This window comes from Bartonella sp. TT110JLCBS (assembly GCF_042193405.1).
Lineage (GTDB): Bacteria > Pseudomonadota > Alphaproteobacteria > Rhizobiales > Rhizobiaceae > Bartonella.
Genome location: NZ_JBHILT010000002.1, coordinates 23,398 through 38,702 on the forward strand (window position 1 = coordinate 23,398; position 15,305 = coordinate 38,702).

General features: G+C 36.3%; 9 protein-coding genes. 3 read left to right on the forward strand and 6 right to left on the reverse strand.

All coding sequences use genetic code 11. The features are described from left to right. Positions 1-310: 310 nt before the first annotated feature. From lepA to dnaK, 5 genes are all read right to left on the reverse strand, one after another. Complete coding sequence (gene lepA / locus ACFILW_RS01245) at positions 311-2,116, reverse strand: translation elongation factor 4 (protein WP_375665335.1); 1,806 nt, start codon at positions 2,114-2,116, stop codon at positions 311-313. Between the two features lie 1,449 nt (positions 2,117-3,565). After that, on the reverse strand, positions 3,566-4,480 hold the full coding sequence (locus ACFILW_RS01250; protein WP_375622004.1) for a DMT family transporter: 915 nt from the start codon (positions 4,478-4,480) through the stop codon (positions 3,566-3,568). A 32-nt stretch (positions 4,481-4,512) separates the two neighbouring features. Then, on the reverse strand, positions 4,513-5,418 hold the full coding sequence (gene argB / locus ACFILW_RS01255) for an acetylglutamate kinase (RefSeq protein ID WP_375622005.1): 906 nt from the start codon (positions 5,416-5,418) through the stop codon (positions 4,513-4,515). Between the two features lie 1,661 nt (positions 5,419-7,079). Further along, positions 7,080-8,222 (reverse strand): molecular chaperone DnaJ, encoded by a 1,143-nt coding sequence (gene dnaJ / locus ACFILW_RS01260; protein WP_375622006.1) that lies wholly within the window; start codon positions 8,220-8,222, stop codon positions 7,080-7,082. 158 nt (positions 8,223-8,380) lie between these two features. Further along, a complete protein-coding gene (gene dnaK / locus ACFILW_RS01265; protein WP_375622007.1) occupies positions 8,381-10,273 on the reverse strand; it encodes a molecular chaperone DnaK in 1,893 nt (630 codons plus the stop codon). A gap of 969 nt (positions 10,274-11,242) precedes the next feature. Here dnaK and ACFILW_RS01270 point away from each other — a divergent pair. After that, the gene (locus ACFILW_RS01270; RefSeq protein WP_375622134.1) at positions 11,243-11,797 is read left to right on the forward strand and encodes a copper chaperone PCu(A)C; all 555 of its coding nucleotides are present in this window, start codon (positions 11,243-11,245) and stop codon (positions 11,795-11,797) included. A 105-nt stretch (positions 11,798-11,902) separates the two neighbouring features. Here the strand turns inward: ACFILW_RS01270 and lysM are convergent, their stop codons facing one another. After that, positions 11,903-12,358, reverse strand: coding sequence for a peptidoglycan-binding protein LysM (gene lysM / locus ACFILW_RS01275; RefSeq protein WP_375622008.1), 456 nt, complete (start codon positions 12,356-12,358; stop codon positions 11,903-11,905). 386 nt (positions 12,359-12,744) lie between these two features. Here lysM and ACFILW_RS01280 point away from each other — a divergent pair, with 386 nt between their 5' ends. Next, positions 12,745-13,467 (forward strand): response regulator transcription factor, encoded by a 723-nt coding sequence (locus ACFILW_RS01280; RefSeq protein WP_375622009.1) that lies wholly within the window; start codon positions 12,745-12,747, stop codon positions 13,465-13,467. A gap of 39 nt (positions 13,468-13,506) precedes the next feature. Continuing rightward, on the forward strand, positions 13,507-15,291 hold the full coding sequence (locus ACFILW_RS01285; protein ID WP_375622010.1) for a stimulus-sensing domain-containing protein: 1,785 nt from the start codon (positions 13,507-13,509) through the stop codon (positions 15,289-15,291). The last annotated feature ends 14 nt before the right edge of the window (positions 15,292-15,305 follow it).

Below are 15,305 nucleotides of genomic sequence, written 5' to 3' on the forward strand. Positions count from 1 at the left end.
TAAAGGCGGTAATGCCAAATGGATTTTATATCATTCACAGTGTATTTTACATTATATTTTGTTACAGTCCCCGTTGTGAAATGGAGTTTGATGTATTGAGAAATGTTTCTTTGAAACAAGTGCACAAATATGCAACACAAACGTATTTTGTTTAAAGCATTCTGTTTTACGTGAGCAACATGACACAATGAAAAACACTATACCCAAAAGTGTGAATATTGCGCAATTTCCATTAAAAAGCACTCTTGAACAACGGAACCAACCGACAAAAGCAAAACACAATTAATGAAGGAAAATACTCCTTTTTTCATTATTTGTTCATTTTGAGCGCTTGAATAAATGCCGATTGTGGAATTTCTACTTTTCCAAATTGGCGCATCCGCTTTTTGCCTTCTTTTTGCTTTTCCAAAAGTTTGCGCTTACGCGTAACATCACCCCCGTAACATTTCGCTGTTACATCTTTACGCAAAGCACGAATCGTTTCGCGCGCTATAACTTTACCACCAATAGCCGCTTGAACTGGAATCTGAAACATATGCTGAGGAATAAGATCTTTCAGTTTTTCGCACATTGAACGCCCGCGCTTTTCTGCAATCGTGCGGTGAACAAGCATCGATAATGCATCAATAGGCTCTCCATTCACCAAAATAGACATTTTAACTAAATCACCTTCTGCATAATCTGTCATTTGATAATCAAAAGAAGCATAACCCTTGGAGATTGATTTTAGCCGATCATAAAAATCAAAAACAACTTCATTCAGTGGTAAATCATACGTTACCATAGCACGGGTTCCAACATAGGATAACCCAACCTGTACCCCGCGCCGCTCTTGGCATAGCTCTAAAATTGACCCAAGATAATTATCAGGAGTCATGATTGTCGCTCGAATCCATGGTTCTTCTATGGAAGAAATTTTAACCACATCAGGCATATCCGCTGGATTATGTAACTCTTTAACAGAACCATCATTCATATTCATGCGATAAACAACTGAAGGTGCTGTCGCAATTAAATCCAAATTAAACTCACGCTCTAATCGCTCTTGAATAATTTCAAGATGCAGAAGTCCTAAAAAGCCACAGCGAAAACCAAACCCCAAAGCCGCAGATGTTTCCATTTCAAAAGAAAAACTCGCATCATTTAAGCGTAATTTGCCCATGGCTGCACGCAAATCATCAAAATCAGCAGCATCAATTGGAAAAAGCCCACAAAAAACAACCGGTTGCGCAGGCTTAAAACCAGGTAAAGCATTTTCACAAGGACGGCGCTCTTCAGTAATCGTATCCCCAACCCGTGTATCTGCTACCTCTTTGATAGAAGCAGTGATAAAACCAATCTCGCCTGGTCCTAACTCATCAACCTGTACCATTTTAGGTGTAAAAACCCCAACGCGCTCAACTGGATATTTTGCACCTGTACCCATCATACGAATGGTTTGGCCTTTTTTTAAAATACCATCTATCACCCGTACCAAAACAATGACACCAAGATATGCATCATACCAGCTATCAACCAGCATTGCTTTCAAGGGATTTGCAACATCGCCTGTACGTGGAGGTGGTAATTGTGCAACAATTGCCTCCAAAACATCAGGAACACCCAAACCTGTTTTTGCTGATATTTCTACTGCTTGAGATGTATCAATGCCTATCACATCTTCAATTTGTTCTTTAACTCGCTCAGGTTCTGCTGCTGGAAGATCAACCTTATTGAGAACAACAACCAACTCATGGGAATTATCAATGGCTTGATAAACATTTGCTAACGTCTGCGCCTCTACACCCTGGCTTGCATCCACCACCAAAAGAGAGCCTTCACAAGCTGCCAGTGAACGCGAAACCTCATAAGCAAAATCCACATGACCAGGTGTATCCATAAGATTTAAAATATAGGTCTCACCATTCTTGGCTTTATAGCGTAAACGTACCGTTTGTGCTTTAATAGTAATTCCACGTTCACGCTCAATATCCATGGAATCGAGTACTTGTTCTTTCATCTCACGTGTATCAAGCCCACCTGTTATTTGAATCAAACGATCAGCTAAAGTGGATTTGCCGTGATCAATATGCGCCACGATGGAAAAATTACGAATATAATTACGATCTACTGTCATATAAGGCGATTTAGCAAAGAATAATACAAAACGCAAAGACCAATTATGCTCTAGCTCCTTACAAAAGAATATAAACCAAAAAAGCTTCTCAAAACACAACTTCTCATAGCCTAAACAATAAGGCTTTTGTTTGCGAAATTAAATACAAAAGGTCCTAAAATGATCTTTTCACATCTTGTTTGATGACTCATATGCTGTAATAAGCCAGTACCATCACATACTTTGCTAATCTCCAATATTGCGACGATCCTTTACACTTGAAAAAGTTTATCAGAGATATACTTTTCTTGCACAGTCTTTACCCACATGCCCCCCACTCATTCACTTGTGACGTGTAAGCAAGTGATTTGGATTGATTTAACATGAAAATGATTTGACGTGAGAAAGTTTTACAGTATTCAAGGTTCTAATTCAATGTAAATAATGCTATATTATCATTATAAATCAATGTATTATCATATTTATATGATAGGCGTATATATCACTTAGGATTGCAATAAAATTCGTAAGAAATGCTTTTTTATTTGTACGCAATAATCTGCTTTTTTAGCAATCTTATATAAAATAACATGAATATCGAGAGAGTTTCTTCTCAATTTTTAAAACTTTAGAAATATGCTCTATTGAGTGATGTTTTATATACTTTTTATACAACTCCTTCCTTCCTCCATTCAATATAAAACACACCAATCCTCTTCGATTCATTGGATAACGCATTGATTTATAATGATCGTTTATTGTTTTGCAATTTAAATTAAAGCTCTGAATATCGCGAGCTTCTCTCATTTTAAATCTTCTCATAATGAATCAATAAATTTTTTGCTCCCCCATTATAAAACAGAGCTAGTGTATGGATAAAAACGTTTAAGAAATGAGTAAAAATACCTCTCTCTTTCAAAATGCCAAAAGCTATCGTAATATTGAGAACAGATAAAGAAAATGCTCGTGCCTTTTATTTTAAGTAAAATGATGATGCTCTGTGGTTTTTCTATACTTCATGCAAACCGTCAATGAATATAATGTATATTGAGAAAATTATCTTTAAAAAAACGCTTTAATGTACAACGTTATGGGGATACTTTGGGCGTTCTATTTTGCGTGAGAAGCGTAACTCTATTAAAGGACAAAAGAAATAACGTGCGACAGTGCGTAATTTTCATTATTCAAAAACATTACCGTAGATGTTTTTGAAAGTTGTTAAAGCCGAATTTAAAGATGAGCGTTAATTTTTACCTTTATATCACCTCATGCTTTGGCTCAATGAAGGTTGTCTGCTCGGTTCAGAAATCAGACAAACAGATAGAAGCATACTATTTCTCCAATTTGGTATGCAAAAGCTGGAATAACTTATAGAACTTCTTAATCATCTGAATATTAAAAAAGCTCCAAAAATGAAAACTCTATAAGCAAAAAGCTCATGCAATAAAATCATAATAAAAAAATGTATAGCTAATCAATTTTTTTAATTGCTTTATTTTTTTTACGCCATTGTGAAGGTTGTAATTCAGCCACAATGATTCCAATCAGAATAAGCAAACCGCCCAATAAAGCTAAGGGAGATAAATGTTCTCCAGCCAAACGCCCAACAATACCAGCCCATACCGGTTCACCTGCGTAAATGAGTGTCGCACGCGTAGGGGAAATAGACTTTTGTGCCCAATTCATAGCTAATTGAATGATGGCACTCATTAATGCCAATCCTATACCAATATTAAACCAAACCCACGAAAATTCAGGAATGCTTTCTCCCATCAAAGGCATACAAGCAAATGAAAAAAAACCACTAAAAAATAACTGAATAATGGTCACACGCCGACTATCAACCTTATTGGCAAAAATTCCGATGAGTATAACTTCTGCTGCAATCGCTAAAGCGCCTAACAAAGTTAAAATTTCGCCTTTTGAAAAATCAAAATTTCCCGGCTTTTGTCCTGAAATAAATACAAGCCCAATAAAAGCGAAAATAATGCCAATCCAACAAGCTAAACGGGGAGGTTTTTTAAAAGCAATCCATTGCAAAATTGGAACCATAGGTACATAAAGCGCTGTGATAAAAGCCGACTGACTACTAATAATCGTTTGAAGTCCAGCTGCTTGAAAAGCATAACCCAAAAACATGGCTAAACCAATCGCCATCCCAGCGAAAACTTCATAAACAGTTATCCCTTTTATAGAGCGCCAAAAAACTACCCCACATATAAGAGATGCAACAATAAAACGAAATCCAACAAAAAACAGAGGACCGCTATAGCGTACCGCAATGTGAATGACTAAAAATGTAATGCCCCACAATATTGTCGCAGTAAATATTGCCAATTCTGGCTTACTTAATAAAGGATATTTAAACTGTTTTAGACTCACCATGAAAAACTTTCTCTTCCAATTTTCCTCACAATTTATGAAACAATAAGCGTTCCAACTCCCTGTTCGGTAAACAGCTCTAGTAAAACAGAATGAGGAGTTTTACCATTTAAAATGACAACACCTTCCACGCCATTTTGAAGGGCTTTTATACAAGTCTCTACTTTTGGAATCATCCCTCCTGAAATTGTCCCATTTTTAATAAATTTCTCAGCTTCAGAAACTGTCAATTCTTTTAAAAGTTTACCCTGTTTATCCAAAACACCAGGAACATCAGTGAGAAATAAAAGGCGTTTAGCCTCTAATGCACCAGCAATAGCTCCAGCAAAAATATCAGCATTAATATTATAAGTTTTACCATCGCGTCCTGGAGCTACAGGAGCAAGAACCGGTATCATTTCAGAACATGCTAAAAGATCTAGCAATGTGCGGTCAACTTCAACAGGCTCACCAACAAACCCCAAATCTAAAACACGTTCAATATGCGAATCAGGATCAATAACAGTTTTATAAGCCTTTTCGGCAAAAACCATATTGCCATCCTTGCCGCATAATCCTATTGCCCATTCACCCTCAGCATTGATGAGAGCAACAATTTCTTTATTTATGGAACCCGCTAAAACCATTTCAACCACTTCAACGATCCGCTCATCGGTTACCCGTAATCCGTTTTCAAATCGTGATTCAATCCCCATTTTCATTAAAATTTTAGCAATTTGAGGCCCACCACCATGAACAACAACAGGATTAATCCCCGATTGCTTTAATAGAGCAATATCACGCGCAAATGCTCGTCCCAAAGCAGGATCACCCATAGCATGGCCGCCATATTTTACCACGACCGTTTCATTTTCATATTTTTGCATATAAGGTAAAGCAGACGATAAAAATGCTGCTTGTTTTTCCAAAACATCTACATCATCGTTTTTAGCATCATCCATCAATAGAGCCCTCCTCATCACTTTTTACCATCTCTTAATGAAATTTAGGAAAAGTGAAAACAATAAAACCAAGCTTTACTCTATCCATCCCCCTGAAAATCGTCAATTTTCTTTTAATTTACGAAGATGAAACACAAAAAACGTCCTTTAAAAATTGACAGCAAAAAATTAAACAAAATAGGCGTAAAAAAACGTCATTATTTTATGATCTTATATATAAAATTGAAAAGCAAATTTTTTAAGCTACGCTGTATATTTAACTCATTAGTTTATCCCTATGGATACTTAACAATGAATAAGAATATATACAACCATTGATTTTGTAAGATAAAAATAAAGTTTCTTATAATAATAAAATTAACATATTACCAAGCTAAGAAATCGATCAACCACTTTATAGTTTATCTCAATAAACTATAACTTTGGTTTTAAAAATTTGACTTTTTTCAATCATTAAACATGAAAAAATATCAACTGAACGCTCCTTATGAAGAATCATAATAATTTATCTTTTTATATCGTAAAATCGAAAAAAGGCTTTGCAAAATTATCATATATTGTGATTTTATTGCGATAGCTCTTCAGAAGCATCTTTGTAAAAGCATTTAATTGTTTAGATTACTCTCTTCGTAAGATTTGATAAAATTTCTCATTTTCATGATCTGTCAATAATTTTTTCTTTCTGCATAGCGATACATACTTGAATTATTCAATGTTTTTTAGAATTTTTTAATTCTATTAATGTATTGTTTTAATTGTATTATTTTATGAAATATCACTCATCAATTTCAATAATATATCGTGCTATTTTCTAAGCATATTGTGCTATTTTTATTGTATTTATTTTTTCTTTTCTAAAGTACCTCCCCCTTTCTCACCACCAAATTTTTATCATGCCAATAAATTCAACTAGGTGAATCCCATGAAATCTGTTTCTCCAAAAGAGAGATGCATCAAGCATCTCAAGACATATTTTGTTATGTCTTCTTTAGTATTCAACATGCATTATCCTATTTCATAATTTCTTTGGAACAAAATAAATCTGATTATAGCGTTTTTTTATTATCTGAAAGAAGTATTTTTGACATCAGAAATACAAAACTAAATCCGCATTTAAAAAGACATGATTACTGCTAAAAGCTGAGATGAGGCATGTAAAAGCTATTCCGAATAAAATAACCCTTATTTTAAAGGAAGCAGTGATTAAAACTATGAAAAATGCCAAAAATAAAATCGGTTATAAGAAGTTGATACTTTATTTGAAATAAGATGGTTTGCCTAACAGCTTATTTAGCGTTTCTTGGCAAGCTTCTACCTATTTTACAGTTTTGTTATAGGGCCTTTAAAAAGAAATTTTGAGTAAAAAAATAAATACAAAAAATACTGAATGCATAAAGGCGTTTATCATGACACTAGCAATATTTATTATCAATCACTCAATTGCGTTCTTATATGGATAAGCCCTTTTTAAAATGTCATAGACATTCAAAAATAAGACTTATCCATAAAACACATGAAATATAAAAACTATCAGCAACAGGAGTTTATCCTAAATTAGCTGTCTCTCTCTTTTCTTTTTAAAGATTATGAGACAATAGAAAGCTTAATGAAAATAACTTTCCCACAGTTCTCTCTAATTATTTTGAGAATATTCACATATTTTAACCAGAAAGATTTTCAAAAAATTCTTTCATACGTGAAAAAAAACCATGTGATTGCGGTGAATTCTCATGATTTGAGAGCTTTTCAAATTTTTGCAACAATTCACGTTGTTCTTGCGTTAATTTCTGCGGTGTCTCAATCGTGATATGGATGTAAAGATCACCCCTTGCTTGCTGACGGCGCAACATGGGCATACCTTTGCCTTTAAGGCGGAATTGACATCCATTTTGTGTCCCTTCTGGAATCTTAACGCGTGCTTTAACACCATCAAGGTCAGAAACTTCAAACTCTCCTCCTAAAGCAGCTGTTACCATTGAAATAGGAACGCGACAGTGAAGATCTGCTCCTTCTCGCTGAAAAAACTCATGCGGTTTAATGGAAAGGAAAATATAAAGATCACCATTGGGACCACCACGAAGACCAGCATCACCCTCACCAGAAAGGCGAATACGCGTTCCATCTTCAATACCAGCTGGAACATTTACGCTCAATGAACGTTTCTTCTCTATACGCCGTGTTCCCTGACACTTGGGGCATGGATCCGTAATAGTTTCACCACGTCCATGACATGAAGGACATGTTCGCTCAATAGAAAAGAAACCTTGTGCTGCACGCACACGACCAGAGCCATGACATGTTCCACAAACTTGCGGCTTAGAGCCTTTTCTCGCCCCTGATCCTTCACAAACATCACACGTGACGGAACTGGGAATATTAATTTCTGCAGTTTTTCCTGAAAATGCCTCTTCTAAAGTCACTTCCATATTATAACTCAAATCTGCACCACGTTCGCGACTATCACCACGCTTACGGTGTGTCCCTCCCATAATCTCACCAAAAAAGTCTTCGAAAATATCCGCAAATCCACCACCAGCAGCAAAACCGCTAAAGGGATTTGCTCCCCCTTGACCACCACTATTTTCAAAGGCCGCATGGCCAAACCGGTCATAAGCAGCACGCTTCTGGGGGTCTTTAAGAACTTCATAGGCTTCGCCAATTTCTTTGAATTTTCGCTCTGCCTCTTTATCCCCCGCGTTTCGATCAGGATGATATTGCATTGCCAACTTACGAAAAGCAGATTTCAACTTTTTATCATCGCATTCACGAGTCACGCCAAGAATTTCATAATAGTCAACCTTCATCATGTATTCCTGATAGTTTTTCTGTCATCCATCTTTATGGATAATATTGCTTTTAATTTATATTTTTAGCAACAAAGTTGCAACTTATCTCAAATAATAAAGCCCAGCCTTATATTTCAAAGGCCGGGTTTATAAATTAATCAACACATATGCTGACACTATTTCTTCTTATCATTAACTTCTTCAAAATCAGCATCGACAACATCATCATTCTTTGTCTCTGTTTCAGTATCAGCGCTCGCTGCTTGTGAGGCTTCGTACATAGCCTGTCCAAGCTTCATACTGACTTCTGCTAATTTTTGCATCTTTGTTGTTACTTCTTCCGTATCACTTCCTTCAAGCGCAGATTTCAAATCAGATATTGCTGTTTCAATCTGTCCCTTTTCTTCAGCTGATACTTTATCGCCATATTCATTGAGCGATTTTTCAGTTGAATGAATAAGAGCCTCCGCTTGATTTCTAGCTTCAACACCTTCACGGCGTTTTTTATCCTCAGCCGCATGCTCTTCTGCATCCTTTACCATTTTTTCAATATCAGCATCACTTAAACCACCTGATGCCTGAATACGAATTTGATGCTCTTTCCCTGTTCCCTTATCTTTGGCCGAAACATTAACAATACCATTCGCATCGATATCAAAAGTAACTTCAATTTGAGGTATACCACGTGGTGCTGGAGGAATACCAACAAGATCAAATTGAGCCAATAACTTATTATCACTTGCCATTTCCCGTTCACCTTGGAAAACGCGAATCGTTACAGCATTCTGGTTATCATCAGCGGTTGAAAAAACTTGCGATTTTTTTGTTGGGATAGTGGTATTGCGCTCAATAAGGCGTGTGAAAACCCCACCCAAGGTTTCAATGCCCAAAGATAAAGGCGTTACATCTAACAACAAAACGTCTTTGACATCGCCTTGCAATACACCGCCTTGGATGGCAGCACCCATTGCGACCACTTCATCAGGATTAACGCCTTTGTGGGGATCCTTGCCAAAAAAGCTCTGCACAACTTGCTGAATCTTGGGCATACGTGTCATACCACCTACTAAAACAACTTCGTCAATTTCACCAGCCTTTAATCCAGCATCTTTCAACGCAGCTTTACAAGGCTCGATGGTACGCTGCACTAAATCATCAACGAGAGATTCAAATTTTGCCCGAGTCAATTTCATTGTTAAGTGCTTGGGACCTGATTGATCTGCCGTGATAAATGGTAAATTGATTTCTGTTTGCTGTGACGAAGAAAGCTCAATCTTTGCTTTTTCTGCCGCTTCTTTTAAGCGCTGTAAAGCTAATTTATCATTTTTCAGATCAATTCCTTGCTCTTTTTTGAATTCATCTGCAAAATAACCAACTAGGCGCATATCAAAGTCTTCACCCCCTAAAAACGTATCCCCATTGGTTGATTTAACTTCAAAAACGCCATCTCCAATTTCAAGGACTGAAATATCAAATGTACCACCACCAAGGTCGTAAACAGCTATTGTCTTTCCGTCTTTTTTGTCCAAACCATAAGCTAAAGCAGCAGCAGTTGGCTCATTAATAATCCTTAAAACTTCAAGTCCAGCAATTTTACCCGCGTCTTTCGTAGCTTGACGTTGTGCATCATTAAAATAAGCAGGAACCGTAATAACCGCTTGTTCAACTTTTTCACCAAGATAAGATTCTGCTGTTTCCTTCATCTTTTGCAAAATCATAGCTGAAATTTGTGATGGAGAATATTTCTTACCCGCTTCTTCAACCCATGCATCACCATTGTCACCTTTAACAATTTTATAAGGAACAAGTGCTTTATCTTTTTCAACCATAGGGTCATCAAAACGGCGCCCTATCAAACGTTTAACTGCAAAAACTGTCCCTTCAGGATTTGTCACCGCCTGCCGTTTAGCAGGCTGCCCAACAAGCCGCTCCCCCCCATCAGTAAAGGCAACAACCGAAGGTGTTGTTCGCGCTCCTTCTGAGTTTTCAATAACTTTTGCGTTTTTGCCATCCATAACAGCCACACAAGAGTTCGTTGTCCCCAAATCAATACCAATTACTTTTGCCATATTATAATCTCCATTCAGCAAGCTACCTCAACCTTCATAAAGCATCTTTTTAAGATAGCTCCTCATAACACCTAAAGCCCGTATATTGCTTCAAGCAACATAAATAAATAATAAACTGCAAGTCGCAACAAGCCTTGCTGCCTCGTATATAAGAACAGGCTTTTATTGCTACAAGAGAATAATGAGAGAAACATCTCCAAAATAAAAAATTTATTTTAAAATAGGCACTCTAATGACCCATAAATACCATATTTATGAGAGACTTGAGATCATAATATATTTTTCTTGCAATTCTCAACAAATATATTTTTCTATAAAAATTAAAAAAATAAAAAGAGTGATTGCACTCTCGCTCTTGATCTTCTCATCATTGATAAAATCATACTTCCATAAAAGCTTTTTAAAAGGCGAATAATTTATATCACGAATATTATAAATTTTCCTTGGACTAACATAGTCATCATATCTAATGCTCACATCCGTAAAGGCATTATCTATCGATCTCCTTTCAAAAATTCTCTTTCTAACGGTCTCATTGTTTGCGGCTATTTGAAAGCTGTGCTTTAAACTCACCTAAAGCGTTTTTTCTTAACTGTATAATTTTGAACTTTAAAAATATATAAAAACGCCTCTGTATAAACGCTTTAAAACGCCAAAAGCTGTCATAATATTAAAATTGGTAAAGTGGTTGATGATTGTTTTGTATTATATCTTCATTAAGTAAAATAGTGATGCATCATAGATTTTATACCATTTACAAATACTATTTATGAGATGAACACGGAAGCATTGAGAGGTGTGTTGTCATTGTAAACCTTACTGTCTTCTTTTAAAATCCAAGAATTCTATGATTTTTATTCTCATATTCAAATCAATTTCATTTTAGCATTTCTTTCTTTTATTTTAAACAAAAGCTCTGCTAAAATAAAAAATATTCAAAGTGTGAATCTTATGAAGGAGGGTAAATCAATGATGATATCTATTATTAAGAAAATAACAAATCTCATCTTTAAGAATATAATACATACACAATATCCATACAATAAGGTTATCATAAATATCGTGTGTGCTCTTCTCTTTGCTGGTATAACCCTGCCTGCAAGTGCTCAGCAATATAAACTTGGCGACATAGAAATTCTCAATCCTTGGACACGCGAAACACCTAGAGGTATAAGAGTTGGTAGCGGTTATCTCTACATTATTAATCACAGTAATACCCCAGACCGTTTGGTTGCTATTTCCACAAACGGAGTAAAAACAACAGAGATACACTCTATGGCTGTCGTTAATGATATTATGAAAATGGAAAAAATGCACAATGGCATTGAAATTCCTGGAAATGGAGAAATCACGCTTAAGCCTGGCGGTGATCATATTATGTTTATGGGGATTTCAAAACCATTCAAGTTAGGTGATAAAATTAGCGCAAAATTGACATTTGAGAAAGCAGGAACCATTGATGTTGATTTCTCTGTAAACGCTATGAAAGCACCATCACCTTCTAAATCCTCTCTTGTTCACTAAGCTCCTTTTATTATAAATACACACTTTATAAGAAGCGTGAATTTTTTTTACGCTTCTTTATTTTTTGTTTAATGCCATCAGTAAAAAATTATCCCCTTTGATGAATTAACTATGGTCAATTTCAGGAATACGTAAAACTTGTCCAGGATAAATTTTATCGGGAGATTTTAGCATTGGCTTATTGGCTTCAAAAATAAATGTGTTTTTATTACCTTGCCCTTTTCCATAAACCTCTTCAGCAATCTTCCAAAGATTATCACCCGATTTAACCTCATAAAAGCGAGAAGTTTTTCTAGGCGTTGTATCTATGACCTTTAATTGATCAACATCTACAGAAGAGATACCTTGTGTATTGCCAACAACCAGCAGTGCTTTTTCAAGTGTTTCCCTGTCTGGAACTTCACCGCTTAAAATAGCTTTACCGTCTTCAACTTGAATATTTACTTTTTCTGTACCGAGTTGAAAATGATCAAATGCTCTTTTAAAATCCTTTTCTTTTGGTTCATGGTCCCCAATACCTAACTTTTCCCCTACAGTTTTAATAAAATTAAAAAATCCCATTACGACCTCCTTTCGTGTAGCAGAAACAAATTTTTGTGCATATATTGCCACATTCTTTTCTTTGCTCTTAAAACACATAGGCAGATTTTCTAAACTTCAACAATCAAAACTATACCTGTTCAATTATGGAACAAGGACAATAATAAACTTTGTAATAAACCTTGATAAAAAAAGCCTTTATGAAAATTTTCTCTCAAATGAAGGGATCTTAATCGACGTAGAAACATTATAAATTATGAAAGCAAAACAAGATTTTACAGTAATGACAAAAGGTTTTTTACTTTGCTACAATTTGTATCATATTTGTTTTGCAAAAAAAATATGAACTCCCATATAAATAAGTGTGGGTAATTTGCTACCACAGCAATAGAAAGGTCTAAGAAACCATGAAAGATACACCAACAATCACGCAAACGATTGTACTTGTTGATGATGATCGCAATATTTTGACATCTTTGTCTTTTGCGCTTGAGACAGAAGGATATCGGGTTGAAAGCTATACAGATGGAGCATCTGCACTCAAGGGTCTCACACTTCACCCTCCACACTTAGCTATTTTTGATATTAAAATGCCCAGAATGGATGGGATGGAACTCTTGCGTCGTTTGCGTCAAAAATCTGATCTTCCAGTTATTTTTCTTACCTCTAAAGATGATGAAATTGATGAATTATTTGGTCTCAAAATGGGAGCTGATGATTTTATTACGAAACCTTTCTCCCAACGTCTTCTTATTGAACGCGTGAAAGCTATTTTACGCCGTTCTAATGCACGTAACCAACCGCTTGCTACAGGAACTTCTTCCACCTCTTCTCTCAAACGTGGAGATCTTGTGATGGATCAAGAACGCCACACCTGTACATGGAAAGATAAACCTGTTATTTTAACCGTTACGGAATTTTTGATTCTGCAAACCTTAGCACAAAGACCAGGAGTTGTAAAAAGTCGTGATGCTTTAATGGATGCTGCTTATAGTGATCAAGTCTACGTAGATGATCGCACCATTGATAGTCACATTAAACGTCTGCGTAAAAAGTTTAAACAAGTGGATGATGATTTTGCAATGATTGAAACACTTTATGGTGTAGGTTATCGTTTCCACGAGGTATAAAACTATTTTGTCGCAAAAATTTGAACGGCAATCAAATCGATGACAGACAATTCTCAACTGGAAACTTTACAAAAAACAACCGTTAATGGTACATCCTCAACGCCATTTCTTATGTTTGCTCGTTTGCATCTTCGAACACAACGTCTCTTTAGACAATTGCTTTTTTCCAGCCTTACACGTCGCATTGTTATATTAAACATTGCTGCTCTTGCCGTTTTAGTTACAGGAATTTTATACCTTAACCAATTTCGCGATGGTTTAATTGAAGCAAAAATTAAAAGTTTATGTACCCAAGGAAAAATTATTGCTGGGGCTATTGCTGCTTCTGCAACAGTAGATACAAATTCTATCCTCATTGACCCCCAAAAACTCTTAGAGTTACAGACTGGTGAAAGCGTTACACCCGCCCCTCAATCAACCGATTCTTGGGATTTTCCTATTAACCCTGAGCAAGTTGCCCCTCTTTTACGGCGTCTTATTACACCTAAAACAACAAGAGCACGTATCTATGATCGTGATGCTACTCTCCTTCTTGATTCGCGCGTTCTTTATTCTAGTGGAGAAGTTTTTAGTTATGATTTACCCCCACTTAAAACAGAACAAAACATGTGGGATCGCCTTACTTCATGGTATTCAAGCGCATTTTATGGCAAAGGTATTGCTCTTGACAGAGAACAAACAAAAACCAGTGGTATTGCTTATCCAGAAGTGTACCGCGCATTAAACGGATCTCTTGCTACGGCTAAAAGACGCAACAGACAAGGGCAATTAATTGTTTCTGTTGCCGTTCCTGTTCAACGCTATCGCGCAGTGGTTGGAGCTCTTCTTCTTTCAACCACGGGTTCCGATATTGATAACATTGTAAAGGGAGAAAGACTGGTTATCTTTAAAGTTTTTGCCGTTGTAGGTAGCGTACTTTTGGTTCTTTCTCTCTTTTTGGCCCATACGATTGCCCATCCATTAAGTAAATTATCTGCCTCGGCTAATCGAGTGCGTAATGGCAATAATCAGCGTGTAGAAATTCCTGATTTTTCAATGCGTGAAGATGAAATTGGTCACCTTTCAACTTCTATTCGTGATATGACCAACGCCCTTTATATGCGTATTGAAGCCATTGAACGCTTTGCTGCGGATGTAAGCCACGAATTAAAAAATCCTCTCACCTCTCTACGCAGTGCTGTTGAAACGCTCCCTCTGGCTAAAAATGAAGAAGCACAAGAGAAATTGCTGGAAATCATTCAACATGATGTGCGCCGCCTTGATCGGTTGATTACAGATATTTCTGATGCATCGCGGCTCGATGCAGAGCTTGCACGAGAAACCGCAGAGATTGTTGATATGACACCGCTTTTGGAAAGTCTTGTTCATGCTGTTCAGGAAGTGTATCGTAATACGCAAACCATTGATATAAGCCTTAATATTGTCCCACGTCCTCATGGAAAAGCCTATCTTGTATTGGGACATGAACTCCGTTTAGGGCAAGTGATTTCAAATCTTCTTGAAAATGCGCGCTCTTTTATTCCTTGGAATCGTGGCAAAATTTGCATTACTATGAAAAGTCATGCTTCAACCCTTATTTTAACCATTGAAGATAATGGCCCAGGTATTCGTTCAGAAAATATTGAACGCATTTTTGAACGTTTTTACACAGATCGACCAAATGAAGATGCTTTTGGGCAAAACTCTGGACTTGGCCTTTCTATTAGTCGGCAAATCATCGAAGCTCATAATGGGACAATTACAGCCGAAAATATTATTGATCCTACACTTGGGAAGTGTAAAACTGGTGCACGTTTTACTATTATGCTTCCGCTTGCTAAATAAATCTTTTATCCAAA

Bases quoted from the DNA above. Each gene is read 5' to 3' on its own strand.
- lepA (WP_375665335.1), bottom strand. From the start codon at position 2,116: ATGACAGTAGATCGTAATTATATTCGTAATTTTTCCATCGTGGCGCAT.
- ACFILW_RS01250 (WP_375622004.1), bottom strand. From the start codon at position 4,480: ATGGTGAGTCTAAAACAGTTTAAATATCCTTTATTAAGTAAGCCAGAA.
- argB (WP_375622005.1), bottom strand. From the start codon at position 5,418: ATGGATGATGCTAAAAACGATGATGTAGATGTTTTGGAAAAACAAGCA.
- dnaJ (WP_375622006.1), bottom strand. From the start codon at position 8,222: ATGAAGGTTGACTATTATGAAATTCTTGGCGTGACTCGTGAATGCGAT.
- dnaK (WP_375622007.1), bottom strand. From the start codon at position 10,273: ATGGCAAAAGTAATTGGTATTGATTTGGGGACAACGAACTCTTGTGTG.
- ACFILW_RS01270 (WP_375622134.1), top strand. From the start codon at position 11,243: ATGATGATATCTATTATTAAGAAAATAACAAATCTCATCTTTAAGAAT.
- lysM (WP_375622008.1), bottom strand. From the start codon at position 12,358: ATGGGATTTTTTAATTTTATTAAAACTGTAGGGGAAAAGTTAGGTATT.
- ACFILW_RS01280 (WP_375622009.1), top strand. From the start codon at position 12,745: ATGAAAGATACACCAACAATCACGCAAACGATTGTACTTGTTGATGAT.
- ACFILW_RS01285 (WP_375622010.1), top strand. From the start codon at position 13,507: ATGACAGACAATTCTCAACTGGAAACTTTACAAAAAACAACCGTTAAT.